Genomic DNA, 25,244 nt, shown 5'->3' with positions numbered 1-25,244 from the left:
TTAGCGCCCCGCCATGGCCTTGACCCGCGCGAGATAGGTGCGGCCAATCCGCTGGACCGAGCCATCGACCAGTTCGGCGGACCACACGCCAAGGCCATCGTGCTTGAGCCCGGCGATACGGTCGCGCCGAACGATGGTCGAACGGTGCAGGCGGATGAACCGATCGGGATCGAGGCGCGCTTCGAGCCCCGCAATGGTATGAAGCATCATGTAACTGCGCTGTCCCGCGTGGAGCCGGACATAGTCACGCTCGGCATCGATCCGTTCGAGGTCCGACGCGGCGACGCGGATCAGTTCGGAGCGGTGCGGCACCCAGAACTCCTCGATCCACTCGCTCGGCGTCTTTTCCGGTGCCTGAGTCGCTTCGGCCGACGTGCTGCGGCGCGTCTGCGCGCGCTCTACCGCCCGCTCCAGCCGCTCCTGCGCGACAGGTTTGAGCACGTAGTCCACGGCATCGCAATCAAATGCCTCGACCGCAAAATCGTCATGCGCCGTTACGAACACGACCGCAGGCCGGTTGGCCAGTCCCGCCAGCGCCCTCGCCACGCCGAGCCCATCGACCTCGGGCATGGTCATGTCGAGCAGGACGAGATCGGGATTGAGCGCTTCGATCAGGCGCAGGGCTGCAGCGCCATCGCTGGCCGTCCCCACCACCTGCAACGCCGGTATACGCGCGCACAGGATCTGCATCCGCTCGACAGCCAGCGGTTCGTCGTCAACAATCAGCGTGCGCAACTCAAGTCCCCTCAGCACTCGTTCCGGACGACCGGCATGGTCAGCACCGTTGCATAACCGCCAGCGGGAAGCGGCCCGCTTTCCACGCCGGCTCCATCCTCACCGAAACGGGCAGCAAGCCGGCTTCTGACATTGGCGATGCCGATGCCGGTACCACCATTGGCAAAGCCCTCACCAGGTCCGTCATCCGCCACCGTCAGGATGAGAAAGCCCCCGGCCTCGCGGGCGGTGATGCGGATGGTCACTGGTCGGATGGTGGTCGAGACAGCATACTTGATCGAATTTTCGACCAGCGGCTGCAGGATCATGCCCGGTACGCAGGCGGTCATCAGATCGTCCGGAATGTCGAACTCGCAGCGCAAACGCTCTGGAAAGCGCACCGCTTCGATGTCGAGGTAATGGCGCTGCAAGGCGATCTCGTCTTCCAGTGGCATGTCTGCCGTGGGGTCGCCGGCAAGGCTGTGGCGATAGAAACGCGAGATTGACTGGATCATCCGCTCGGCCTGTTCGGTTCGCCCGACCATGACCAAAGCCGACAGGGAATTCAACGTGTTGAACAGGAAGTGCGGGTTCACCTGATAACGCAGCGACCGCAGCTCGGCAGCTTTCGCAGCCCGCGCATATTGCCCTTCGCGATACTCCGCCGCGCGCAGCTGTTCGCCATTGCCGAGCGCAAGATAGAGCGCAGCCCAGGCAATCAGCAGGAAGTAGCGGCCAAGCGCCACATCGGTCAGCTGACGCCAGAGCCCTTCATTCTCCACCGTCTGGCGAATGATGGTGACATGATCGGGACCGCGCAGGTCTTCAGTAACAGTCTCGGACGGGCTTGGCTGCGGCGCGTTTGCCACCTTTTCATCCCCTGCCCTGGCTGATTCCGCTTTCCGCTGCTCAGCAGCTGTCCGGGCTGTGGCGACCTCACGTGCCCGCACGGCCTGTGCCTTCTCCAGCGCCAGCTTTCGTGCCGCTTGCGCCCTCCTGAGAGCCTTGTCAGCCTCGCGGCGGGCCGTTTCGCGGATTTTCTCCCTTTCCGCGGCGGACAGCATCGGCGGGACTGGTGGTGCCGGGGGCGCCGCCGAAGCTGCCGAGGCCGGCGGTTCTGCTGCGTTGCTGATGCTCTCGACCTCACCGTCCTCGTCGACGGTGTAGACCTTGCCCCCGGTTCGCACTTCCGAGCGTCCATCGGCATATTGGCGGACAAACAGGCCGGGCTGGGAAATGACCATGCTGCCATCGGCGTCCTGCTTGATGCCGAAGTTCTTGAGCGCCTGGATCGTCGCTTCGTCGCCGACCTTGCGCAGCTCGGCAATGTCCTCAGCGCTGAGCAAGGGCTCCATCGACGGAGCGGCCTTGGGAGCGGGGGGGATCTCCGGTTGGGGCGGCGGTTCCGGCAAGTCGGGCTCGGGTGGCGCCGGAGGGATGAACCCTTCGTCAAGCACGTCGACCAGGACGTTGCCGGCCATGTCGTGGCGGATCTTCACCCCGGGCTTGCCTTGGCCGGTGGTCACGGTGGTCTGGGTCGTCGTCGTCGCCTCACCGTTTTCCTGCTGCCCCGGAGTGGTGCTGATCCGCTCGATCATGCGCTTCTCGACCGGAGCAAAGGCCCACTGGTTTACCGCTGCCAGAGCGAGTGCTGCAGGCAGCATGATGACCAGGGCTGCGGCAACGCGCGTGGCAAGGGGGCGCGCATCGAAGCGGCGGAGCAGTGGCCAGCAGGCAACCGTGACGACAATGCCGGCGAAGGTTACCAGCGCACGGCGCCAGAGCAGATCGGTAAAATCACCCAGCTCCACCACCAGCCCGCGGACCGTGATCAGAAGGAAGTAGCACAGCCACAACGCCACGGCCGACAGGATCACCTGCCGGGCCGGAACGCGGGGGATACCGGGATCGATTTGCGACGACGTCATCCCGCCGACCCTAAACGCGAACCGCCCGACACGCCATAACGGCGGTCGGGCGGCATAAGGCGTTCATGGAATTTATCGGGTGCGCCTCTGACATCCGTCAAAGGCTTGCGGCACCGGGCCGCTCCCCCGCCCGGCCACCCACGAGAGTACCGTGAACGGGTGGCCGGGCGGGGGCGGGCCGGTGCCGTCAAGGATAGCCCGGATGGGCTTTCCTACCCTCAAACAGGCAACAGGCCTTCGTCCGCGATCTTCTTCTTCCACACCAGCGGTGCGGCCTGGTGAACGTTTTCACCCGAACTGTCGACCGCAACGGTGACCGGCATGTCCTCGACGGTGAATTCGTAGATCGCTTCCATGCCGAGGTCCTCGAACCCGACCACCCTAGCTTCCTTGATCGCGCGCGCGACAAGATAGGCCGCGCCGCCCACAGCCATCAGATAGGCACTCTTGTGATTGGCGATCGACTTGGTGGCAGCGGGGCCGCGCTCGGCCTTGCCGACGCTTGCCAGCAGGCCGAGGTCGAGCATGGTGTCCGAGAAGCTGTCCATCCGCGTGGCAGTGGTCGGGCCAGCCGGGCCGACGACTTCATCGCGCACCGGATCGACCGGGCCGACATAGTAGATCACGCGGCCCTTGAAATCGACCGGCAGTTCCTCACCCTTGGCCAGCATGTCCTTGATGCGCTTGTGCGCGGCATCGCGACCGGTCAGCATCTTGCCGTTCAGCAGCAGGCGATCGCCCGCCTTCCAGCCTTCGACTTCGGCCTGGGTCAGGGTATCAAGATTGACGCGCTTGGCCGCCGAATCCGGCGCCCAGTGGACCTGGGGCCATTCGTCGAGCTTCGGACGTTCAAGATAGCTCGGACCCGAACCGTCGAGCGTGAAGTGGGCGTGGCGGGTGGCGGCGCAGTTGGGAATCATCGCCACCGGCTTGCCCGCAGCATGGCACGGCGCGTCCATGATCTTGACGTCGAGGATCGTCGAAAGACCGCCCAGCCCCTGCGCGCCGATGCCGAGCGCGTTGACCTTGTCGAAGATCTCGATGCGCATGCGCTCGATATCGGTCTGCGGGCCGCGCTCCTTGAGCTGGGCCATGTCGATCGGCTCCATCAGCGCCTTCTTGGCGAGCAGCACGCAATGTTCTGCTGTGCCGCCGATGCCGATGCCGAGCATGCCGGGCGGGCACCAGCCGGCGCCCATCTGCGGCAGCATCTCGATCACCCAGTCGACGATGTTCTCGCTAGGGTTCATCATCTTGAACTTCGACTTGTTTTCCGAGCCGCCGCCTTTGGCCGCGACGTCGACCGTGACCTTGTTGCCCTTGACCATCTCGACGTGGAGTACGCAGGGCGTGTTGTCGCGGGTGTTGCGGCGGGTGAAGGCAGGGTCGGCCAGCACCGAGGCGCGCAGCTTGTTGTCGGGGTTGTTGTAGGCGCGGCGTACGCCTTCATCGACCACGTCTTGCAGGCTCATGTCGGATTCGAGGCGGCAGTCCTGCCCCCATTCGATGAAGACGTTGACGATGCCGGTATCCTGGCAGATCGGCCGGTGGCCCTCGGCGCACATGCGGCTGTTGGTGAGGATCTGCGCAATCGCGTCCTTGGCCGCCGGGCCCTGTTCGGCCTTGTAGGCCTCGCCCAGCGCGCGGATGTAGTCCATCGGGTGGAAGTAGCTGATGTACTGCAGAGCGTCTGCGACGCTCTCGATAAGGTCCGCTTCCCGGATCGTGACCATTTCTGCCATGTTGCCGACTCCCTCCAGAGGCCTTGGTTTCGTGGGGCGCATTACGCGGCAATTTGCGACAAGCAAATCCCTTGGAAACAGCAGATCGATAATCTACAGGCACTTGGCAACATTCAGGCTTCCCCGGGTGCGGGTGGAAGCCCCTAGCGAATATGAGGGTTTCGAATGACCGTGGTTGAAGATCGCCCGGCAGCGGATGAAATGCTGGTTGCCCGTCGTGCGATGATCGATAGCCAGCTTCGCGTGAGCGGCGTCAATTCGCCGGCAATCCTCAATGCTTTCAACGCCGTGCCGCGCGAGGACTTCGTCCCTGCGGAACGACGCGCGGTTGCCTACATCGACCGGGCGGTTCCACTCGGGGGTGGTCGCTCGCTCTCCCCGGCGCTGACTTACGGCCAGATGCTCGAAGCGGCGCAGACCGGGCGCGAGGATAACGTCCTCGTGATCTCTCCGAACGGCTACCTCGCGGCTCTGGCCGCGCAGCTTGCCGACAGCGTGACCCGCGCCGAATCGCTGGCGTCGGCTCAGGGCGGGCCGTATTCGCTGATCCTGATCGATGGCGCCGCCGAAGTGCTGCCGGACTCGCTCGCTGGACTGCTGGCCGAAGATGGCCGGATCGTCACCGGCATCGCGGATCGTGGCGTCACCCGCCTCGCCATGGCTCGCAAGGCCTTGGGCAAGGTGGTCGCCACCCCGCTTGCCGAGGCCGATTTCGCCGTTCTGGCAGAGTTTGCCGCACCGAAGACGTGGAGCTTCTGAGCCCCATGGCCACCGGCAAGGCGCTACGCCTCATTCTGGCGGCCAGCGCCGCAAGCCTCGCTGTCACTCCCGCTCTGGCCGATGACCTGCGCGAGGCGCTGACCAGCGCCTACAACACCAATCCCACGCTTCAGGCCGCACGCGCGACGCAGCGGGCGACCGACGAAGGCGTGCCACTGGCCCGCGCCCGCGGCTTGCCAAGCTTGCAGGGGCAGGCCAGCTACACGAAAGTGCTGCGCGCCAACCCCAATTCGTTCCTGATCACGGACTGGTCGAACAGCGTCGACCTGAGCCTCGGGGTGCCAGTCTATTCCGGCGGATCGGTCAAGAATTCAATCCGTGCCGCCAAGACGCGCGTCGAAGCCGGGCAGGAAGACCTCCGCGCCACCGAGTCGGGCGTGTTCTCGCAAGTCGTGGCGGCCTACATGGACGTGATCCGCGATTCCGCGATCGTCGGGCTCAACAAGAGCAACGTCGAGGTTCTGGAAGTGAACCTCAAGGCCACCAGCGACCGCTTCGAGATCGGCGACGTGACCCGCACGGACGTTGCCCAGTCCAACTCGCGCCTCGCTCTCGCCCGTGGCGATCTGCGCACCGCACAGGCCAACCTGATCGCCAGCCGTGAGCGGTATATTCAGGTTGTCGGCAAGGCGCCAACCGATCTGCAGCCTCCGCCGCCGCTGCCCGGCCTTCCTGCCAATCCGGATGATGCCGTCGACTTCGCACTCGAAAACAATCCCGATCTCATGGCCGCGCGCGAGCGGAGCAAGGCCGCTGCCTTTGACGTGAAGGTTGCCGACGCGGCAAAGCTGCCCACGGTATCGCTCTCCACGAACGGCAGCCGTCAGGCCTTCAAGGGGACTTTCCAGGGTTCGAGCCAGACCTTGCAGCAGGCGAACACCACCGCCCAGGCCGGTGTCAGCGTCTCGATTCCGCTCTATCAGGGCGGCGGACCTGCCGCGCAGACCCGTCAGGCGCAGGCGCGTGAAACTGCCACGCTCGAGCAGGAAATCGGCGTCGAGCGCGAGGTCATCGCCACCGTTCGCTCGGCCTACGCTTCCTGGCTTGCCGCCAACGAGATCATCGCGATGAACCAGACCGCAGTCGATGCTGCGGCGCTGAGCCTCGAGGGCGTCCGTGCCGAGAACACCGTCGGCAATCGCACTATCCTCAACATCCTCGATGCCGAGCAGGAACTGCTGCGCGCGCAGGTGCAACTCGTGGCCGCGCGGCGCAATGCCTATGTCGCCGGGTTCAACCTGCTGTCGGCAATGGGCAAGGCCGATGCCAATGACCTCGGCCTCGATGGCGGCGCGCTGTATGATCCGCAGATCAACTATGACCGCGTGAAGGGGCGCTTCTGGGACTGGGACCGCGATCCCAAGCCTGCGGCGGTGTCGACGCGCACCGTTGACACGCCCGCGCAGGATGCGACAATTCCGCAAACGCCGCTTCCTTGAGAGAATCGGTGCAGCAGGGGCATTTGGGGGTAAAAGTTGCGATGCGTCAGGCCGGTGAACCGTCCGTCGAGGAAATCCTCGAATCGATCAAGAAAGTGATCGCGCGCGACAACAAGGCCGAGGCGCAGGCGCGCCTGCAGCCCAAGCCCGCCCCGCGCCCGGACGTGCTCGAACTGACCGACCCTGCCGAGGAGGACGAGGCCGAGCCTGCGGGCGGCCTGATCGCCGACGCGGCAGCCGCCTCGATGCGCGAATCGCTGGCGGCGCTTTCGATGCTGGCGCAGCCGGGTGTTGCGCCACAGATCGTGCGCTCGGGCGAGACCTCGCTCGAAGGGCTGGTGCGCGAACTGCTCAAGCCGATGCTGGCCGAATGGCTCGACAGGAACCTGCCCGCCATGGTCGAAAAGATGGTCGCGGCTGAAATCGCGCGCATCGCGGGTAAGCGCGGGTAATCAGGCGCGGCTGATTTTGCGGTTTGCGCCGTAGGCTTACGGCGCTAATCCGGTTTCCATGAAAACCAACTCGCTGTTGCTGGCGGTCGCTCCGCTTGCTGTCGTCTATGCCGCACCCGCTTCCGCCCAGCAGGGGGCGCCGTTCTCCCCGCAGGATCTGGTCACGCTCAGCCGCCTTGGCGGCACGGCGGTTTCGCCCGACGGCAAGACAGTGGCCTATATCGTCACCACCACCGATCCGGGCAGTTACAAACGCACGCCGACATTGTGGGTGCGCAGTGCCGACGGCAGGGGCCAGCCGCGCCGCGTCGACACCGGCGGCAGCGCCAGCGATCCTGCCTTCGCCGCCGACGGCGCCCTCTACTACCTTTCAGACCGCAAGGTCGGTGAAGCCGAGACGACGCAGGTCTGGAAAGTGGACGTCGCCTCGGGCGTGACGACCCAGGTCACTGCCTTCAAGGCAGAGGTATCCGGGTTCGAATTGTCTCCCGATGGCAAACGCGTCGCCGTGTGGGGCGATATCGCACGCGATTGCCCGACCTTCGGCTGCGACAGCGACGGCAACACCGCCCTCCCAGGACCTGGCACAGGCCGTCATTACAAGGACGGTGCGGGCTTCGTGCGCCACTGGGACGCGTGGGAAACGCCCGGCAACTACAGCCGGGTCTTTGCCTTCGATCTCGACGCCGATGGCAAGGTCGTCGGCGATGGCAAGGCTGCCGATGGCCCCGTCGGGACGCTCACCGGCGACAGCCCGGGCAAGCCCTTCGGCGGCGGCGAAGACGTCGCCTGGGCCGCGGATTCGCAATCGCTGTTCTTCGTCGCGCGGCAGGCAGACCGCAACGAGCCGACTTCGACCAATCTCGACATCTGGCAATCCAGCCTGGACGGCACGGCCCCCAAGAACCTCACGGAAGCCAACAAGGCCACCGACAACACCCCCGCCCCCTCGCCCGATGGCAAGTGGCTGGCCTATGCCGCAATGGCGCGCCCCGGTTACGAGGCGGACCGTCTGGTCGTCCACCTCATCAACCTGCAGACCGGCGAGAAACGCGAACTGACCGGCGGCTGGGATCGCTCGGTCGCCTCGCTGACGTGGACGCCGGACAGCAAGGCCCTCATCGCGACGGCAGAGGATGTCCTTGATACGCCCGCGTTCCGCATCGATCCGCTAAACGGCAAGGTCACCCGCCTCGTCCTCAACCCTGGCCGCGAAGGGCACATCGGCAATGTCGTGCCCCTCAAGGACGGCCGCCTGGTCTATACCCGCGATTCGATCGATGCTCCGGCCGAACTGTTTATCGGCAAGCCGGGCAAGGCCGGAATGCGGCTGACCGACGTTGCCACTTCGGCGCTGGCCCAGCGCGCGCCGGTCGTCACGCAGCGGTTCAGCTTCAAGGGCGCGGATGGCGATACGGTCTGGGGCCAGATCACCAAGCCGAGCTGGATCAAGGGCAGGATGCCGTCGGTCCTGTTCGTCCACGGCGGGCCGCAGGGGTCGTACAACGATAGCTGGTCCAACCGCTGGAATCCGCGCGTCTGGGCGAGCCAGGGTTACGCCATCGTCTCGGTCGATTTCCACGGTTCCACCGGATATGGCCAGGCCTTTACCGACGCCATCAACCGCCAGTGGGGCGGCAAGCCACTGGAAGACCTGCAGAAGGGCTTTGCCGCTGCGATCGCGCTCGATGGGCAGATCGACGGCAACAATGCGTGCGCGGCAGGTGCTTCCTATGGCGGCTATATGATGAACTGGATCGCCGGCGTATGGCCGGACCGCTTCAAGTGCCTCGTGCAGCATGACGGTGTGTTCGATGCCCGCGCCATGGCCTACGAGACCGAAGAGCTGTGGTTCGACGAGTGGGAGCACGGCGGGCACCCCTATTACGAGGCTCCGCAAGAGTTCGAGAAGTGGAACCCGGTCAACCACGTCGTCAAGTGGAAGACGCCGATGCTGGTGATCACGGGCGAGAAGGACTTCCGCATTCCCTATACGCAAGGCCTGGCCGCATTTACGGCGCTGCAGCGTCGCGGCGTCCCTTCCGAACTGCTGGTCTTCCCGGACGAGAACCACTGGGTGCTCAAGCCCAAGAACTCTTTGCAGTGGCACCAGACCTCGTTCAACTGGCTCAACCGCTGGTTGAAAAAGGACGGCAAGGCCGAATGACGCCCGATTCCGCTGAAATTGCTCTGGCTGAAATAGCCCTGGAAAAGCTCGGCGGGTTCAATCCGCAGCGCCACATCCTGCTCTGCGCCGGGCCGGAAAAGGACAAGTGCGCCCCGCGCGACGTAGGGGACGAGGCGTGGAACTACCTCAAGAAGCGCCTTGGCGAGCTGAAGCTCGGCGGGGCGCAAGGGGTGCTGCGCAACAAGGTCGGCTGTCTGCGGGTGTGCATGGTCGGGCCGGTCGCAGTCGTCTACCCGGACAATGTCTGGTACCATTCCTGCACCCCGCCCGTGCTGGAGCGGATCATCCAGGAGCATGTGATCGGCGGCGTTCCGGTCGAGGACTACCGGCTCAGGCAGCCCGTTCCATCACCCGCGGAATGAAGCCGAGAAGCTCACTGGCAAGGTAGCCCAGCGGGCCGATCGCTTCGGCACAACGGCGCCCGGCCTCGCCATGCAGCCAGACGGACCACAAGGCTGCCTGAAGCGGCGCTGCTCCGCGTGCCAGCAGGGCTGCGGCAATTCCCGCCATGACGTCGCCCGATCCGCCAGTGGCCAATCCGACGTTGCCGCCGCTATAGCTGAACAGCTCGCCTGTAGGAGCCGCAACCAGACTGACTGCACCTTTCAGGACGACGACGGACCCGAAGCGTTCGGCACAACGGCGCACGGCGGCGGCGCGGTCCTGCTCGATCGCGTCGGCATCATCGCCGAGCAGCGCGGCAATCTCGCCGATGTGGGGGGTCAGGACAGCCGGTAAGCGTCGCTCGCGCAAGCGCCCTGCATGATCGCAGATCGCCATGAGCGCTGCGGCGTCGAGCACCAGTGGCGTTTCATCCACGGCCTGCATCAGCCTGCCGACCAACGCCGAGGCCTGTTCCGCACAGCTCATCGCGGGGCCTAGAACCAGGCAATCGCTCTTGTCCACTTCTCGTTCCAAACTCGTGCGGGTGGCGTCGATCTCGCCCTTGGGATCGGGTGCCAGCGGCAGGACGGCCACTTCCGGCATCACTATGCCGATCATTATCGCGGTCGATTCGACTGTCGCGATGCGCACCTTGCCCGCACCAGCGCGCAGGGCGGCCTCGGCGGTGAGGCGCACCCCGCCCGGAACCATGGTGCAACCGCCGACAACGAGCACGCGACCGCGCGCGTTCTTGTCGCTTTCCTCGTGCGGCTGCGGCAACGGATGCTGGCGCAACCACGCGCCGTCGAGAGTTCGCGCTTCAGCCACGGGCCGCCACCATGCGGTCGGGCTCGCGGGTCGGTTCAGTACCTTCGCGGACCATCGGCGCGACCATATTGTAATGATCGAGCACGAGTTCGCCGTCGCCCCTGCCGGAACGGTCAAGCCGGTATTGCGTGATCGCACAGTTGGCGATGTCGCCGGCCTTGTCGATGGCAAGGATCTCCGCTTCGGAGAGATGCTCGACGATGTAGCGCATGCACAGCACGACAACCTGATGCGCGACGATCATCACGCGCTTGCCGGCGTAGTGCAGCGAGACCGTGTCGAGCAGCGCGCGCAGGCGGAAGATCACGTCGACCCAGCTCTCGCCCCCGGGAGGGCGGTGGTAGAACTTGCCCAGCACGCGGCGGAACTCGGCCTGATCTGGCTGGTAATGGTGGATGCCAAGCGTCGTCAGCCCGTCGAGGATGCCGAACTCCTTTTCCCGCAGGCGTTCGTCGATGCAGATGCGCAAGTCTGGATCACAGCCCCCTGCCTCGCGAAAGACCTCCGCCGTTTGCACGGCGCGGACATAGGGGCTGGCCAGGATGACCTCCGGCCGCGCACCTTCTTCCCCACTGGCGAACCAGTGCCCGAGGGCGCGGGCTTGTTCGCAGCCGAGCGCGGAAAGCGGCACATCGACATCGCGATGGTCGAGCGCAATGCGCAGGTCGCCCGCAGCGTCCGCGGCATCGCGCGCGACGTTGCCTGCGCTCTGGCCGTGACGGATCAGCCACAGCACCTCGGGCCAGCGTTCGTGCGGTTGCGGCAGCGTGCGAAGTCCAGTCATGAAAAGCCAAGCGCGAGGCACACAGGTTGGTTCCGGAACATTCGCTGCCCTTGAAGGATTGAGCGATCAACCGACTCATTTTCAAGGACTTAGACCCATGGCTCAAGCGAAGTTCACCGATGCCATTGCCCTGCTCAAGGCCGACCACCGCAATGTCGAGGCGCTGTTCGAGAAGTTCGAAAGCGCCCGCTCGGACCGCAAGCAGGCGCTGGCTCTGCAGATCTGCAACGAGCTGAAGATCCACACGATCATCGAGGAAGAGATCTTCTACCCCGCCCTCAAGGGCAAGATCGAGGAAGAGACCTATACCGAGGCCTATGTCGAGCATGATGCTGCAAAGCTGCTGATCAACGACATCATGGTGACTTCGCCGGAGGACGAGTTCTTCGAGGCCAAGGTCAAGGTGCTCAGCGAAGAGATCAAGCACCATGTCCACGAGGAAGAAGCACGCTCGGAAGGCATGTTCTCGCAGGCACGCGAAGCCGGCCTCGACATGGTCGCGCTGCGAGATGCGATGCTGGCGCGCAAGCAGGAACTGATGGCCCAGGCAAAGACCGAAGTCCTGCCCGAGGCCGAATTGCGGGTGCTTCAAGCCTCGGCCTGAGCTGCCTCGCTGCCCTGCCGCATCGTGCGGTAGGCGTTGGCCGCGCGCCGGATATGCGTGTTTGCCACTGCGCCCGCCCAGTCCTCGTCACGCATCTCGAATGCGCTGACGAGGTCACGATGGTCGCGCTGGCTCTGCTCCATGTCCGCCCGGCTATACTGTTCCGCCGTGCGGTGCACGACGATCTGGCTGACGACGAACTTCATCAGCTGGGCCAGCCGGTCCGATTGCGCAGCCGCGAGGATGACGGCGTGGAAATGGCGGTTGCCCTCGACAAATCCGGAGACGTCCGGACCGTCGGGGGCCGAGATCGCGTCGTCGATGAAATCACAATGGACCTTGAGCTCGGCGATCTGTTCGTCGGTAATGAGCCGCGCGGCGCGCGTGGCGCAATGGCTTTCGAGCATTGCGCGCAAGGTGAACAGCTCTTCCTCGTCCTCGTCCGACCAGACCGGCACGAACACGCGGTTGGTGCCCGAGCGCTGCAACAGCATCTCGGCCACCAGTTCCGCGATAGCCTCGCGCACCGGGGTGCGGGACAATCCGCAGTACTGCGCGAATTCGTCCTCGGGCACGAACTGTCCGGCAGGGAAGTGCCCTGACAGGATCCCTGCGCGGATCTTGCGGTAGGCTTCCTGCGAGGCTTTGGACACGTACGCTCCTGTATTGCCGGGCCTGTATCGCCGGGCCTGTATCTTCAGGGGGAGCAGGCAGAACCCGCTCCCCGCCGGATTTATCCTGAAGCCCTCATCAGAACGATGCGCCCACTTCAACCCCTATCAGGCGACGCGCGCCCGGCGAGATGAAGGAACCCCCGAACTCGATCGCCGGGATCGCCTCGGCGATGTACTTGCGGTCGAGCAGATTGTCCGCGAACACCGCGATCCGGTAGTTCGGCGTGGTGATCCCGGCGCGCAGGTTGAGCACGCCGAAAGCATCGCGCTTGGCAACGTCGTAGCGTGCGTTGCCGAACGAGGGGGGCAGGAACGGCAGCTGCGAGATCGGCAGCAGCCCTGAGAAGATGGTCGGGCGCTCCTGATCCTGCACCGAATGGAACCACGTCGGGCCGGTCACGCGATAGTCGGCGCGGAACAGCAGCTTGGCGTTGTCGGTCAACGGCGCGGTGATTTCGGAACCGAGGTTGAGCGTCCAGTCGGCTGTATAGGGCGACTTGTTGCCGACGGTGTAGGGGCGCGAGCGGTTCTTCTTGATCTCGCTGTCGGTGACGTTGAACGAGCCGAACACCTTCCAGCCATCGACCACCTTGCCGGTCAGGTTGATCTCGGCACCCTTGATGTCGACGCGATCGATGTTCGAGACAACGCGGAGCAGGCCGAAGTCGCCGACGAAGAATTCGAAGAACTGCATGTCGGTGACGCGAGTGTAGTAGCCGGCAAGGTCGTAGGTGATGCGGCCGTCGAACAGCTCGCCCTTCACGCCGGCTTCGAAGGCGCTGGAGCGTTCCTTGCGGTACTGGTCGTTGATGGTGACGCCCGCGTTGATCGTGCCCGGTGTGACGCCGTTGTTGAAGCGGGTGTTGACCACGGCCGAAGAGCCCTGGTTGTTGAAGCCCCCCGATTTGAAGCCGATGCCCCAGTTGGCATAGAGATTCAGCTGGTTGCTGGGGTGGAAGCTCAACGTCACCTTGGGCTGAAGCTGCTTGAACGTGGCGTTTTGCGGCGTGAAGGCACCGAAGGCGAGGCCCGGATTGATGGGGCCACCGGTGAAGGGATCGGTCGCATTGGGGACGAGCGAATTGGCGGCGCGATCCTCGATGTCATAGCGCAGCGCGATGCCACCGGTGAACACATCCGAAGGCTTCCACTCGGCTGAACCGAACGCCGCGTAGACGTTGGTGCGGAACTTGTCGGCCAAGAGCAGCGAGGTCGGGTTCGTGGTGTCCGGCGCGTTGTAGAGCTGCTTGATCACGCCCTGCCCGGTATCGCCACCAAGACTGACGCCGGTCTTGCGATCGATGTGCAGGTAGTAGGCCCCGAGTTGCCAGGTCAGCGCGCCATCGGTGTTCGACAGCAGCCGGATCTCGGTGCTGAAATCCTTCTGGTTGCGCAGCTGGTACTGGATGCCGTCGCAGGTCGTCGGGCTGTAGGGGCCAAAGGTCGAACCGTTGGCCGGGGCAAACAGGAACGGCACGGGGATAGCGCCGATCCCGCCGGGCTGGTTGACCGGGTAGCCGGTGAGCGCCGCGGTGCTGGAGAAGCACTTGGCGACGGTGCTGGCTACGCGAGGGTCGGTGTTGGTGATGTAGCGCGCGAAATCGGCCGAAGTGCCATCGGCGACAAGGTCCTGCTTGACGTCGGAGTAGAGCGCCCAGGCCACCAGCTTCATGCCGTTGCCGAACTCCTGGTCGAGCTTGATCGAAGCATCGAAGCTCTTCTGGTCGTTGGTGGCGCGGATGTTGTTGTAGAAGTTGAACTGGTGCTTGTTCACGTCCTCGTAGAACGCAGGGTTCACCGCACCGAATTGGGGCAGGTGGAACGAAGCGTTGAACGGCAGCGATGCGCCATGGAACTCGGCATAGCGCGCCTTGACGTCAAGTTGGGTAGCGGTGCCCTTGCCGATCATCACCCGGCCGTCGAGCGCCCAGTTTTCCTTGTCGTCAACGGTCTTGGAGTTGCTCAGGAACTTGTTGCGCCACCATCCGTCGGTGGTGAAGTAATAGCCCGAGGCTACAAAGCCGACGTTTTCGCCCAGCGGCCCGGCAATGTGTGCAGTGGCTTCGTAAGTCGCTTCGTTCGCATAGGAGGCGCGCAGGCCGCCCGTCAGCGTGTCGGTGGGCTTGAGGGTCTGCAGCACGATCGCACCTGCCGCGGCGTTGCGGCCGTAGAGCGCGCCCTGCGGTCCCTTCAGCACCTCGACCTGCGACAATGTGCCCTGCGGCTGGTTGAGCTGCGCGGTGTTGGTCTTGAGAATGCCGTCGACCACCAGCGCGACCGAACTTTCAGCATCGCGCGCACCGTTGATCCCGCGAATGTTGATCTGCGTGTCGCCGGCCTCAGCCGTGCCTGTCACGATCGTCACGCCGGGCGTAAGCTGGGTGAAGTCCTCTGCCTTGACCGCCCCGGTGTTCTGCAGCGCAGTGGCCGTCAGGACCGATACCGACGCCGGTACGTCCTGCAGGCGCTCGTTCTGGCGGCGGGCCGTGACAATGATGCTATCACCGTCGTCAGCCGCTTGCGCGGCATCCTGTGGCGCTTCCTGGGCGAAGGACGGGGCTGCACTGGCGATCAGGCCAAGCACTGCGGTGTTCAATAGGAGACGGGTGGCACGCATTCTCAAACCTCCCTGTTGGTTCGGTCGCGACGCTATCGATGCTGCGAGCGCACGGGCTTTCGCCCCCCTCTTGACGCTCGCTTTCCGGGAAGGCAGCTTATTGTATACAAACTTGATCGGTCAAGGTGCTAGCGAACCTGCACCTACGGGCAGGTTTCGGCACCTCCTGCAATGACCGCACAGTGATATTGCATACGAAGAGAGACCTAGATTGATGACCTTCTGCATGCCCAACCCCACTTGCGGAGAAGCCGCATGACCGCGCGCGCGATTTCGTTCGTCGAAGTCGGCCCGCGCGACGGGCTGCAGAACGAGAAGGCGATCGTGTCCACGGCGGACAAGCTCGAACTGATCCGGCGCAGCATTGCCGCGGGCGCGCGCCGCATCGAGGTGACGAGCTTCGTCAATCCCAAGCGCGTGCCTCAGATGGCCGACGCGGAAGAGGTCTGCGCTGGCCTCCCGCTAACGGGCGACGTCAGCTTCATCGGCCTCGTCCTCAACGCCAGGGGTGCCGAGCGCGCCATTGCCACCGGGCGCCTGCATGAACTTGGTGCGGTTTGCGTTGCTACCGACGGCTTTGCCATCGCCAACCAGGGCCAGACCAGCGACGAGTCAGTTGCCGCTGCAAAGGCCATCGTTGCCATGGCGAAGGGCGCAGGCCTGAAGGGCCAGGCGACCATCGGCGCATCATTCGGCTGCCCGTTCGAGGGCGAGGTGTCAGAGGATCGCGTCGTCGCCATGGCGGCGGCGCTGGCCGAGGGAGAACCTGTCGAGGTCGCGCTTGCCGACACCATCGGCGTTGCCGACCCTGCCCACGTCTCGCGCCTTGTCCGCCGTGTGGTCGCAGCAGTGTCGCCGTTGCCGGTCCGAGTACATTTCCACAACACCAGAGGCACCGGCATCGCCAATGTCTGGGCTGCGGTCGAGGCCGGGGCGACAGTGGTCGACGCGGCGCTGGGTGGCCTCGGCGGCTGTCCCTTCGCGCCCGGAGCCGCAGGCAACGTGTCGAGCGAAGATGTCGTCTACATGCTCCACCGCGCGGGCGTGGAGACCGGCATGGACCTGTCTCAGTTGATCGAAGCCAACCGCTGGCTATCCGGCGTAATGGCCCGCGAACTTCCTTCAATGGTGGCCAAAGCGCCACCGTTCCCCAAGATCGTTCAGGAGTAATCGAGCAATGGGCTATCGCCTTGGCGTGGACGTCGGCGGCACTTTCACCGACCTCCTGCTGTTTGACACCTCGTCGAGCGCGTTCTGGCGCCACAAGACGCCATCGACCCCGCACGACAGCTCGGAGGGCATCCTCAATGGCGTAACCGCAATCTGCGAGAAGGCCGGCATAACGCCTGGAGACGTCGAATTCTTCCTCCACGGCACCACGGTCGCGACCAATGCCGTGCTCGAAGGCAAGGGCTCGCGCGTCGGCCTGGTCACGACGGAGGGCTATCGCCACATCATGCAGATCGCGCGCAGCTTCGTGCCGGGCGGGCTGGCTGGCTGGATCGTCTGGCCCAAGCCCCAGCCGCTGGCAGCGCTCGAGGATACCGTCACGATCAAGGGCCGCATGAGCGCCGAAGGCTCGGAAATCCGCCCGATCGACGATGCCGACATCCGCGCGCAACTGGGCGTGCTCAAGGACAATGGCGTCGAAGCGATCACCGTGAGCCTGATCAACGCCTACACCAACGGCGCGCACGAGAAGCGCGTGGGTGAACTGGCGGCAGAGATCATGCCGGGCGTGCCGGTCTCGCTGAGCCACGAAGTCCTGCCTGAAATGCAGGAGTACGAGCGCACCCTGACGACAGTGGCCAACGCGGCGGTGCGCCCGGTCGTCGGCAAGTATGTCTCCAACCTGCGCTCGCGCCTTGCCGAGGCGGGGATGAACGGCAAGCTCTCGCTGCTGCGCTCGGACGGCGGTCTGATGAGTGCGCAGAAGGCCGAGGAGCATCCGGTCAACATCCTGATGTCCGGCCCTGCCGGTGGCGTGACGGGCGCGATCTGGGTCGGCCGCAATGCCGGGATCAGAAATATTCTGACCCTCGACGTCGGCGGCACCAGCACCGACGTTGCGCTTATCGAAAATCTCGAAGCCCGCCGCCAGCGCACCACCGAAGTCGGCCACCTCTCCGTTCGTGCTTCGGCGCTCGACGTGAAGACGGTGGGCGCAGGCGGCGGTTCGATCGCCTATGTTCCTGAGCTGACAAGAGCCCTTCGGGTCGGGCCGCAGAGCGCAGGAGCCGTGCCGGGGCCGGTCGCCTATGGAAAAGGCGGAACCTTGCCCACGGTGACCGATGCCAATGTCGTGCTAGGTTACTTGCCCGAGAACCTGCTCGGCGGCACGTTCAATCTTGATCGCGAGGGCGCCAAGAAGGCGGTGCAGACCATCGCCGACGCGCTAGGCATCGACCTGATGGCCGCCGCGCGCGGCATCATCGACATCGTCAACGAGAACATGTTCGGCGCGCTGCGGATGATCTCGGTCCAGCAGGGGTATGACCCGCGCGACTTTGCGCTGATGGGCTTCGGCGGCGCAGGCCCGCTCCACGTCAATGCCGTGGCCCGCCTGATGGGCAGCTGGCCCGCGATCTCGCCGGTCAGCCCCGGCGTGCTCTGCGCCCTTGGCGATGCGACGACACGAATGCGCACCGAAACCGCGCGCTCGTTCAGCCGTCTCGCCAGCCAGACCGAAGCGGCAGACCTCATTGCCATCCTTGAAGAAATGGCCGCCCAAACCCGCGCCGAACTGCTTGCCGATGGCGTGCCCGAAGACGAGATCAGCACGGCTTTCGAAGTGGACGTGCGCTATGCCGGGCAAGCCTTCGAAGTGCCGCTGACGATTACTCCCGATGTGCTGACCACCGATGGCATCGCCGGAATCCTCGCCCGCTTCGATGCCGAACACAAGCGCCTGTTCACCTTCAACATGGACACCCCGCACGAGATCGTGAACCTGCGCGCCGTGGCCATGGGTCGCGCTCTCGACCTGCCAGCCGCCGAACTCGAGAAGGGCGACGGCAACCCCATCGCCGCCAGGATGCGCGACCACACCTTGTGGATGGACGGGCGAGAGCAGGCCGCCGTGATCTATGATCGCGCCAAGTTGCGCGCCGGAGACGTGATCCCCGGCCCGGCCATCGTCTGCGAAATGGATTCCACGACCCTGATCGAAAGCGGCTGCATCGGCACCGTCGACCACGTCGGCAATATCCTGATCAATCTGGCCTGAGGAGGCGCGAACCATGCCTGCAACCATCGTCCAGACCAACGACAAGCCGTTCGAACGTGTCGCCATCGACCCGGTAACTCTCGACATCATCGAGAACGCCCTGCGCAATGCGCGCATCGAGATGGACGCAACGCTCGTGCGCACCGCGATGTCTCCGGGCATCCGCGAACAGGGTGATGCCTTCCCGCTGATTGCCGACCACACCGGCAAGATGATCGTCGGCCAGTTCGGCTCCTTCATTGGCGGCTTCCTCGAAAATTACGAGGGCACGCTCGAAGACGGAGACATGATCTTCCTGTCCGATCCCTACTCTGTAGGCGGGGCGATAAGCCACTCGAACGACTGGCTGGTGCTGCTGCCAGTGTTCAAGGACGGCCGCCTGATTGCCTACACATCAATGTTCGGTCACCAGTCCGACATCGGTGGCAAGGTCGTCGGCTCGATGCCGATCAATGCGCGCTCGATCTTCGAGGAAGGCGTGCGCATCCCGCCGGTGAAGATCTGGAAACGCGGCGAATACAACGCCGATCTGATCCGGCTTGTCATGCACCAGACCCGCAAGCCCGACTGGTGCGCGGCAGACCTCAATGCGCTCATCGCTGCCTGCCGCGTCGCCGCTCGCCGCGTGATCGAGATGGCCGAGCGCTTCGGCGACGACGTCTATGTTTCGGCGACGCAGGAACTGCTTGCCCGCAACCACCGTGCCATGAAGGCGCTTGTCGGCATGGCGATTGCCGAGGAGCCGGTGAGCTTCGAGGACTACATCTGCGACGATGGCATGGGCTTCGGCCCCTACAAGATCAAATGCACGATGTGGCGCGAAGGGGAGAAGGTGATCCTCGATTTCGCAGGCACCGATCCGCAGTCGGTCGCTTCGATCAACTTCTTCCTCAACGAGAACATGTTCAAGATGTTCTTCGGCATCTACATGATCATGGTCTTCGACCCGCAGATCCTGTTCAACGACGGGTTCTACGATCTGATCGACGTGCGCATTCCCGAAGGCTCGCTGCTCAAGCCGAAGTTCCCGGCCGCGCTCTCGGGCCGCACCCATGCGCTGGGCCGCATCTTCGATATCCTTGGCGGCCTTCTTGGCCAGAAGACGCCGGAATTCCTCAACGCCGCCGGCTTCTCCTCGTCACCACACTTGTTCTACGCCGGCAACGATGAGCGCCCCGGCAAGAACGGCGACTGGTTCCAGCTCTTCCAGATCGGCTTCGGCGGCATCCCCGGCCGCCCGATGGGTGATGGACCCGACGGCCATTCGCTGTGGCCGGGCTTTACCAACGTCCCCAACGAGTTCCTCGAGCGTTACTTCCCGATGATGATCGAGCGCTATGAGTGCGAGCCGGATTCGGGCGGCGCCGGCCTCCATCGTGGCGGCAACGGGATCCGCATGACCTATCGCTTTCTTTCCAAGGGCACGATCGCGATCCACGACGACCGCTGGTTCGTGCCGCCCTGGGGCGTGAACGGTGGCGAACCGGGCGCACGGGCGCGCAAGATCCTTGAAAAGCCCGATGGCACGCAGACCATCGTCGGCAACAAGGTCGAGGATCTCGAAGTCGAAGCGGGCGACATGCTCCACTTCATCACCTGGGGCGGCGGCGGCTGGGGGGATCCGCTGGCCCGCGATCCCGCCCTTGTCGGCAAGGAAATCGTGCAGGGGCTGGTTACGGTGGAAGGCGCACGGGCTTATGGCGTGGTCGCCGATGATCGTGGTGCGGTCAATCTCGCCGAGACCGAAGCCCTGCGCGCGCGCCTGCGCGAGGAGCGGGGCGAGCTGCCGTTGTTCAATTACGGTCCGGGCATCGAAGTACTGCGCGCAAACTGCGAAGCGGAAACCGGACTGCCCGCACCGATCCAACCCGAATGGCCGCTACTGGAGGCGGCAGAATGATCATGACAACCACCAATCCCGGACCTCTCAGAGACATTCGCGTGCTGGAACTCGGCCAGTTGCTTGCAGGCCCGTTCTGCGGCCAGCTGCTGGGCGACATGGGCGCCGACGTGATCAAGGTCGAACCACCCGTCACCGGTGATCCGATGCGCGATTGGGGCCAGGGTTCGGAAAAGGTCCAATGGGAAGTGATCGCGCGCAACAAGCGTTCGGTCAGCGCCAACTTGCGCGTGCCCGAGGGGCAGGCGTTGGTAAAGCGCCTGATCGCCCATGCCGACGTGGTGATCGAGAACTTCAAGCCGGGCACGATGGAGAAGTGGGGCCTTGGCCCTGACGTGCTCCTTGCCGAAAAGCCCAGCCTGATCATCGCCCGCATGTCGGGATACGGCCAGACCGGACCCTATTCCGACCGCGCAGGATTTGGCGGCATCGGCGAGGCAATGGGTGGCTGGCGCTACATCGTCGGCGAGCCCGACCGTGCACCCAGCCGCATGGGCATTTCCATCGGCGACACCCTGACGGCCACTTACGGCTGCATGGGCGTTCTGGCGGCTCTGCACGAGCGCGAGCGCACCGGGCGCGGCCAGGTGATCGATGCGGCGCTCTACGAATCCGTCCTGCAGGTCATGGAAGGCCTCGTCCCGGAGTACGACCGCACCGGCTACATCCGCGAACGCTCGGGCTCGGTCCTCAAGGGCATCGCACCGTCCAACGTCTACAAGTGCAAGGACGGCGAGTTCATGATTGGCGCGAACAAGGATTCGCTGTGGAAGCGTCTCGCGACAGCGATGGGCAGGCCAGAACTGGGCGACGATCCGCGCTATGCCACGCATCTTGCCCGCGGCGAGAACCAGGACGAGCTCGATGACTTGATCAACCAGTGGACCCGCACGCTGACCGTGGACGAGGTCGACGCGCTGATGATCGAGCATTCGATCCCCGCAGGCCGCGTCTACCGAGCCCCCGACATGCTTGCCGATCCGCATTTCCAGGCACGCGAAGCCATCATCGAAGTCGAGACCGAGCGCTTCGGTCCGCTCAAGATGCAGTCCAGCTTCCCCAAGCTGTCCGCCACACCCGGATCGGTGCGCCGCCCGGCACCGTCAAAGGTCGGGCAGCACAATGCCGAAGTGTACGGCGAACTGCTTGGGCTTGGCGAAGCCGAACTGGCGCAGATGGCAGAGCAGGGCGTCATCTGACGCCCTGCCTTGGCGGCTTACTCGAAGCCGATCTTCTTCATGTAGGCGGCGCTGCCGGCAATGGCGACCTTGAGGTCGTCAGCCCGGTCCTGCTCCACGAAGAAATGCTCTACCCCCGAAGCCTTGGCCGCCTCGATGATGCCGGCCATGTCGAGCGAGCCGTCACCAAGCCAGGTCAGGTAAGGGAACAGCGCGATCCAGTCAGCCGGAGCGCCACCGTCTCCGGCGAAACGCTGCTGACCCTTCATGTCCTTGAGGTGCATCATCCGGTAGCGGCCCTTGTACCGCGCCAGATACTCCTTCGGATCGGCGCCGCCCGCCGTAGTCCAGTAGGTGTCCATCTCGAGGAACACGTGCGCAGGATCGGTCGCGTCCAGCAGCGTGTCGATCGGCACCTTGCCGTCCATCGGTGCGAAGCCGTAGCCATGGTTGTGATAGGCAAAGCGAACCCCATGTCGCGTGGCGCTCTGCCCTATAGCGTTGAAGACGTCGGCCATGCGCTTGTAATCGTCGAGCGTCTTGCGCTCCTCGGCCGGAATCGCAGGCAAGGTGACATAGGTCGCCCCCAAGGCGCGCGTGGCCTCGGCCAGTTCGCCCATCCGGGTCTGCAGTGTGAACAGGTCGGTGTGCATCGAGGGCACTGTCATTCCATGCGAATCGAACACGGCCTTGATCTGCGCGGCGCTCTGCCCAAAGAAGCCGCTGCCTGAGAAGCCCAGCATCTTGGCCGTGTTCTTCCAGCCATCGATCTGGCGCTGGTCGCTGAAGGTATAAGGCCCGTAGGTCTCAATCTCGCGGTAACCCAGCTTTGCCAGCAGGGCGATGGTTCCGGAGAAGTCCTCGCTCAGCATTTTGGCAACGGACCACAACTGGATGCCGAACCGGCGCTTGCTGTCGAGCGCCCGCAAGGGAGCATTGGCCAGAGCCAGCCCCGCCATCGTTGCGGTTCCGGCGGTGGTGATGAAAGTGCGGCGGTTCATGCATCGGCTCCCGGTTCAGCGCGTCTTGTCCTGCGCTGTCACACAACTTTGTGCCCGCTTTGCCGATGCGGTCAAGACCTGTCGAGCGAAAAGCGGTGCCGTCAGGCGTCCGCTTCTTCCCGCTCGATCTCGCGCCAGCCGATATCGCGACGGCAGAACCCTTCCGGAAAGACGATCGCGTCCACTGCAGCATAGGCCGCATCCCGCGCAGCCTTCACGCTGCCCCCCCTGGCAGTCACGTTGAGCACGCGCCCGCCATTTGCCGAAAGCACGCCGTCTGCCGAGAGGGCAGTGCCCGCGTGGAATACCTTTGCCCCACCTGCCTCGGCGGCAGGGATATGGTCAATGCGCCCCCCCTTCTTCGGCGTACCGGGATAACCCTCGGCAGCCATGACCACGGTCATCGCCACGTCGCTGGAAAAGCGCGGCGGCTGGATGCTCGACAACTTGTTGTCGGCGCAGGCCAGCAGCAGCTCTACCAGGTCGCTTTCCAGCCGCAGCATCAGCACCTGGCATTCGGGATCGCCGAAGCGGGCATTGTATTCGATCAGCTTCGGCCCCTGCTCGGTCAGCATGAGACCTGCATAAAGCACGCCGGAATAGGGCATGCCCTCATCGGCCATGGCCTTCACCGTCGGCGCTATGATCTGCGAGAGCGCCTGCGCCTCGAGTTCAGGCGTCAGCACGCGCGCCGGGCTGTAGGCGCCCATGCCGCCCGTATTGGGGCCGGTATCGCCATCGCCGACGCGCTTGTGGTCCTGTGCCGATCCGAACGGCACGATAGTTGCGCCATCGGTCAGGGCGAAAAAGCTCGCCTCTTCTCCGGTGAGGAACTCCTCGACGACCACCTCCGCACCGGCAGAGCCGAAGGCGCCGTCAAACATGTCGTCAACCGCGGCCTCGGCCTCTGCCATCGTCATCGCCACGACGACGCCCTTGCCCGCAGCAAGGCCATCGGCCTTGATCACCACCGGCGCACCGAAGTCCTTGAGCGCGGTGCGGGCCTCCTCGAGCGACTTGGCGCGAACATAGCCGGCGGTCGGGATGTTGGCCCGTGCGCACAGATCCTTGGTAAAACCTTTCGACCCTTCGAGCTGCGCTGCCGCACGGCTCGGCCCGAACACGGAAAAGCCTGCTGCACGCAGTGAATCCGTCAGGCCGTCGACCAGCGGCGCTTCCGGCCCCACCACGATGAGGCCGATGCGGTTTGTTTCGCAGAAGGTCACCACACTGGCGTGATCGGTCAGATCCAGCGCCACCAGCTCGGCGTTTTCCGCAATGCCCGGATTCCCGGGTGCCGCATAGAGCTTGTCCAGAAGCGGCGATTGGGCCAGTTTCCAGCTGAGGGCATGTTCGCGCCCACCCGATCCCAGCAGCAGGATATTCATGGCTTTCCCTTCCGCGCCTTATGACGACGATAACAACGGCTCGGGCGGGCTCCTAGCGAGGGAATCGGCAGGCGACAACGCCCCGGCCCTCTCGATCTCCGAGATTTCCGCCCTGCTCAAGCGCACCGTCGAGGATCGCTTCGGCTTCGTCCGGGTGCGTGGCGAGCTTTCAGGCGTGAAGCGCGCGGCCTCGGGCCACCTCTACCTCTGCCTCAAGGACGAGAACGCGCGGCTGGATGGCGTGATGTGGCGCGGCGGCGTGCAGCGCCTGAACTTCCGGCCCGAGGACGGCGTCGAGGTCATCGCCACCGGCAAGCTGACGACTTACCCGGGCCGCTCGAACTACCAGATCGTGATCGAGCGGATGGAGATCGCCGGCGAAGGCGCGCTGCTCGCGCTCCTCGCCAAGCTGAAAGCCCGGCTGGAAGGCGAAGGATTGTTCGATCCCGCCCGCAAGAAGCCCTTGCCGTTCCTGCCGCGCACCATTGGCGTCGTCACCTCGCCCACTGGCGCCGTGATCCGCGACATCCTCCACCGCCTGTCAGATCGCTTTCCCAGCCGCGTCATCGTGTGGCCGGTGCTGGTCCAGGGTCAGGGTGCGGCAACGCAGGTCGCCAACGCCGTGCGCGGGTTCAGCGATATGATGCCCGACGGACCGATCCCGCGCCCGGACCTCGTCATCGTGGCGCGCGGTGGCGGATCGATCGAAGACCTGTGGTCGTTCAACGAGGAAGAGGTCGTCCGCGCCGTGGCGGATTGCACCATCCCGATCATCAGCGCAGTTGGTCACGAGACCGACACCACCCTGTGTGACTTCGCCGCCGACCTGCGCGCTCCGACGCCCACTGCCGCCGCTGAACTTGCGGTGCCGGTGCAGGCGGAACTTGCCGCCTTTGTAGCCGATCTCAACGCCCGCCAGCGACGCGCCCTCGCCCGCCAGCTCGCCCAGGCCAAGGAACGCCTCGAAGCCCGCAGCCAGCGCCTGCCCCAACCGCAGGCGCTCCTTCAGGGCCAGACCCAGCGCGTCGATGATCTTGGGGAGCGCTTGCGCCGCGCCCTCGTCCACCGCACCGAGATCGCCGGATCGGTCCTCGCCCGCCATGCAGGAGCCTTGCGCCCTGCCTTGTTGATGGCGCGGGTCGAACGCGAAGCGGAGCGCCTTGCCGCCCGGCGGCTGCGCCCCGAAATGCTGCTGCAGCGCATCGAGCACGCGCGCGGCAAGGTGGAGGCGCTTGATCGCCTGCGCCGCTCGCTTGACCCCAAAGCTCCTCTCCAGCGCGGCTACGTGCTGGTTACTGCGCCAGACGGCCATGTCGTGCGGATGCGCGAGGATGCGCAGGCACGTCCGGCGTTGCGGCTCGAATTCGCCGACGGCACGCTCGACGTCAGCACCGGCATCGCTGCGCCGCCCCCGTCC

Annotated in this window: 20 protein-coding genes; 11 read left to right on the top strand and 9 right to left on the bottom strand. The window is 64.8% G+C overall.

Annotated features, from left to right (window positions below):
• The 3 genes from AX703_RS02315 to AX703_RS02305 all read right to left on the bottom strand — a co-directional run bounded on the left by AX703_RS02315 (position 1) and on the right by AX703_RS02305 (position 4,384).
• A complete protein-coding gene (locus tag AX703_RS02315; RefSeq protein WP_230487868.1) occupies positions 1–690 on the bottom strand; it encodes a LytTR family DNA-binding domain-containing protein in 690 nt (229 codons plus the stop codon).
• A 56-nt stretch (positions 691–746) separates the two neighbouring features.
• On the bottom strand, positions 747–2,642 hold the full coding sequence (locus AX703_RS28785; protein ID WP_369820980.1) for a histidine kinase: 1,896 nt from the start codon (positions 2,640–2,642) through the stop codon (positions 747–749).
• 218 nt (positions 2,643–2,860) lie between these two features.
• A complete protein-coding gene (locus AX703_RS02305) occupies positions 2,861–4,384 on the bottom strand; it encodes a fumarate hydratase (protein ID WP_369820979.1) in 1,524 nt (507 codons plus the stop codon).
• Between the two features lie 165 nt (positions 4,385–4,549).
• Between AX703_RS02305 and AX703_RS02300 the strand changes: the two genes are divergently transcribed.
• From AX703_RS02300 to AX703_RS02280, 5 genes are read left to right on the top strand one after another with little or no spacing between them, the layout of a single operon-like run.
• A complete protein-coding gene (locus tag AX703_RS02300; protein WP_062342367.1) occupies positions 4,550–5,143 on the top strand; it encodes a protein-L-isoaspartate O-methyltransferase in 594 nt (197 codons plus the stop codon).
• Between the two features lie 5 nt (positions 5,144–5,148).
• Positions 5,149–6,603, top strand: coding sequence for a TolC family outer membrane protein (locus tag AX703_RS02295; protein WP_062342365.1), 1,455 nt, complete (start codon positions 5,149–5,151; stop codon positions 6,601–6,603).
• A gap of 41 nt (positions 6,604–6,644) precedes the next feature.
• Positions 6,645–7,055 carry a DUF2497 domain-containing protein gene (locus tag AX703_RS02290; protein WP_039333087.1) on the top strand — a complete coding sequence of 137 codons (411 nt, stop codon included), beginning with the start codon at positions 6,645–6,647 and terminating at the stop codon, positions 7,053–7,055.
• 58 nt (positions 7,056–7,113) lie between these two features.
• Complete coding sequence (locus AX703_RS02285; RefSeq protein WP_062342363.1) at positions 7,114–9,222, top strand: S9 family peptidase; 2,109 nt, start codon at positions 7,114–7,116, stop codon at positions 9,220–9,222.
• Complete coding sequence (locus tag AX703_RS02280; protein ID WP_039333092.1) at positions 9,219–9,605, top strand: ferredoxin; 387 nt, start codon at positions 9,219–9,221, stop codon at positions 9,603–9,605. Before AX703_RS02285 ends, AX703_RS02280 begins: the two co-directional genes overlap by 4 nt.
• Here the strand turns inward: AX703_RS02280 and AX703_RS02275 are convergent.
• Together AX703_RS02275 and AX703_RS02270 are read right to left on the bottom strand one after the other, a co-directional pair.
• Positions 9,574–10,455, bottom strand: a complete 882-nt coding sequence (locus AX703_RS02275; protein ID WP_062342361.1) for an NAD(P)H-hydrate dehydratase — start codon at positions 10,453–10,455, stop codon at positions 9,574–9,576. The genes AX703_RS02280 and AX703_RS02275 overlap by 32 nt on opposite strands.
• Entirely contained in the window at positions 10,448–11,239 is a 792-nt protein-coding gene (locus AX703_RS02270; protein WP_062342359.1) for a histidine phosphatase family protein, read from the bottom strand. The genes AX703_RS02275 and AX703_RS02270 overlap by 8 nt, the downstream gene beginning before the upstream one ends.
• 97 nt (positions 11,240–11,336) lie before the next feature.
• Here AX703_RS02270 and AX703_RS02265 point away from each other — a divergent pair, with 97 nt between their 5' ends.
• On the top strand, positions 11,337–11,843 hold the full coding sequence (locus tag AX703_RS02265; protein WP_039333096.1) for a hemerythrin domain-containing protein: 507 nt from the start codon (positions 11,337–11,339) through the stop codon (positions 11,841–11,843).
• Here the strand turns inward: AX703_RS02265 and AX703_RS02260 are convergent.
• Positions 11,828–12,496, bottom strand: coding sequence for a GntR family transcriptional regulator (locus AX703_RS02260; RefSeq protein ID WP_039333097.1), 669 nt, complete (start codon positions 12,494–12,496; stop codon positions 11,828–11,830). The two genes, AX703_RS02265 and AX703_RS02260, sit on opposite strands and share 16 nt — an antisense overlap.
• Before the next feature lie 97 nt (positions 12,497–12,593).
• Positions 12,594–15,134: a TonB-dependent receptor gene (locus tag AX703_RS02255; RefSeq protein WP_062342357.1), complete on the bottom strand. Its 2,541-nt coding sequence runs from the start codon at positions 15,132–15,134 to the stop codon at positions 12,594–12,596.
• Positions 15,135–15,389: 255 nt separating this feature from the next.
• On the opposite strand from AX703_RS02255, the gene AX703_RS02250 reads away from it, so the two are divergent.
• The 4 genes from AX703_RS02250 to AX703_RS02235 are packed head-to-tail and all read left to right on the top strand — an operon-like array spanning position 15,390 to position 21,459.
• The gene (locus AX703_RS02250; RefSeq protein WP_062342355.1) at positions 15,390–16,304 is read left to right on the top strand and encodes a hydroxymethylglutaryl-CoA lyase; all 915 of its coding nucleotides are present in this window, start codon (positions 15,390–15,392) and stop codon (positions 16,302–16,304) included.
• A gap of 7 nt (positions 16,305–16,311) precedes the next feature.
• Positions 16,312–18,360 carry a hydantoinase/oxoprolinase family protein gene (locus AX703_RS02245; RefSeq protein WP_062342353.1) on the top strand — a complete coding sequence of 683 codons (2,049 nt, stop codon included), beginning with the start codon at positions 16,312–16,314 and terminating at the stop codon, positions 18,358–18,360.
• Positions 18,361–18,373: 13 nt separating this feature from the next.
• Complete coding sequence (locus AX703_RS02240; protein WP_062342351.1) at positions 18,374–20,260, top strand: hydantoinase B/oxoprolinase family protein; 1,887 nt, start codon at positions 18,374–18,376, stop codon at positions 20,258–20,260.
• The gene (locus tag AX703_RS02235; protein ID WP_082734353.1) at positions 20,257–21,459 is read left to right on the top strand and encodes a CaiB/BaiF CoA-transferase family protein; all 1,203 of its coding nucleotides are present in this window, start codon (positions 20,257–20,259) and stop codon (positions 21,457–21,459) included. Before AX703_RS02240 ends, AX703_RS02235 begins: the two co-directional genes overlap by 4 nt.
• Positions 21,460–21,476: 17 nt before the next feature.
• On the opposite strand, the gene AX703_RS02230 is transcribed toward AX703_RS02235, so the two are convergent.
• Both AX703_RS02230 and purD read right to left on the bottom strand, forming a co-directional pair.
• Positions 21,477–22,439 carry a sugar phosphate isomerase/epimerase gene (locus AX703_RS02230; protein ID WP_062342349.1) on the bottom strand — a complete coding sequence of 321 codons (963 nt, stop codon included), beginning with the start codon at positions 22,437–22,439 and terminating at the stop codon, positions 21,477–21,479.
• A 101-nt stretch (positions 22,440–22,540) separates the two neighbouring features.
• Positions 22,541–23,827, bottom strand: a complete 1,287-nt coding sequence (gene purD / locus AX703_RS02225; RefSeq protein WP_039333108.1) for a phosphoribosylamine--glycine ligase — start codon at positions 23,825–23,827, stop codon at positions 22,541–22,543.
• Between purD and xseA the strand changes: the two genes are divergently transcribed.
• Positions 23,826–25,244 (top strand): exodeoxyribonuclease VII large subunit (gene xseA / locus AX703_RS02220; RefSeq protein ID WP_062342346.1); only part of this gene is annotated, 1,419 nt, incomplete at its 3' end. The two genes, purD and xseA, sit on opposite strands and share 2 nt — an antisense overlap.

It is taken from the genome of Novosphingobium sp. CCH12-A3 (assembly GCF_001556015.1).
GTDB lineage: Bacteria > Pseudomonadota > Alphaproteobacteria > Sphingomonadales > Sphingomonadaceae > Novosphingobium > Novosphingobium subterraneum.
Note: the sequence above shows the minus strand (reverse complement) of the source record. Positions and strands in the feature narration are given on the sequence as shown.

Excerpts from the sequence above, each read along its gene's own strand:
- AX703_RS02315 (WP_230487868.1), bottom strand. The coding sequence starts at position 690 with ATGCAGATCCTGTGCGCGCGTATACCGGCGTTGCAGGTGGTGGGGACG.
- AX703_RS28785 (WP_369820980.1), bottom strand. The coding sequence starts at position 2,642 with ATGACGTCGTCGCAAATCGATCCCGGTATCCCCCGCGTTCCGGCCCGG.
- AX703_RS02305 (WP_369820979.1), bottom strand. The coding sequence starts at position 4,384 with ATGGCAGAAATGGTCACGATCCGGGAAGCGGACCTTATCGAGAGCGTC.
- AX703_RS02300 (WP_062342367.1), top strand. The coding sequence starts at position 4,550 with ATGACCGTGGTTGAAGATCGCCCGGCAGCGGATGAAATGCTGGTTGCC.
- AX703_RS02295 (WP_062342365.1), top strand. The coding sequence starts at position 5,149 with ATGGCCACCGGCAAGGCGCTACGCCTCATTCTGGCGGCCAGCGCCGCA.
- AX703_RS02290 (WP_039333087.1), top strand. The coding sequence starts at position 6,645 with ATGCGTCAGGCCGGTGAACCGTCCGTCGAGGAAATCCTCGAATCGATC.
- AX703_RS02285 (WP_062342363.1), top strand. The coding sequence starts at position 7,114 with ATGAAAACCAACTCGCTGTTGCTGGCGGTCGCTCCGCTTGCTGTCGTC.
- AX703_RS02280 (WP_039333092.1), top strand. The coding sequence starts at position 9,219 with ATGACGCCCGATTCCGCTGAAATTGCTCTGGCTGAAATAGCCCTGGAA.
- AX703_RS02270 (WP_062342359.1), bottom strand. The coding sequence starts at position 11,239 with ATGACTGGACTTCGCACGCTGCCGCAACCGCACGAACGCTGGCCCGAG.
- AX703_RS02265 (WP_039333096.1), top strand. The coding sequence starts at position 11,337 with ATGGCTCAAGCGAAGTTCACCGATGCCATTGCCCTGCTCAAGGCCGAC.
- AX703_RS02255 (WP_062342357.1), bottom strand. The coding sequence starts at position 15,134 with ATGCGTGCCACCCGTCTCCTATTGAACACCGCAGTGCTTGGCCTGATC.
- AX703_RS02250 (WP_062342355.1), top strand. The coding sequence starts at position 15,390 with ATGACCGCGCGCGCGATTTCGTTCGTCGAAGTCGGCCCGCGCGACGGG.
- AX703_RS02245 (WP_062342353.1), top strand. The coding sequence starts at position 16,312 with ATGGGCTATCGCCTTGGCGTGGACGTCGGCGGCACTTTCACCGACCTC.
- AX703_RS02240 (WP_062342351.1), top strand. The coding sequence starts at position 18,374 with ATGCCTGCAACCATCGTCCAGACCAACGACAAGCCGTTCGAACGTGTC.
- AX703_RS02235 (WP_082734353.1), top strand. The coding sequence starts at position 20,257 with ATGATCATGACAACCACCAATCCCGGACCTCTCAGAGACATTCGCGTG.
- AX703_RS02230 (WP_062342349.1), bottom strand. The coding sequence starts at position 22,439 with ATGAACCGCCGCACTTTCATCACCACCGCCGGAACCGCAACGATGGCG.
- purD (WP_039333108.1), bottom strand. The coding sequence starts at position 23,827 with ATGAATATCCTGCTGCTGGGATCGGGTGGGCGCGAACATGCCCTCAGC.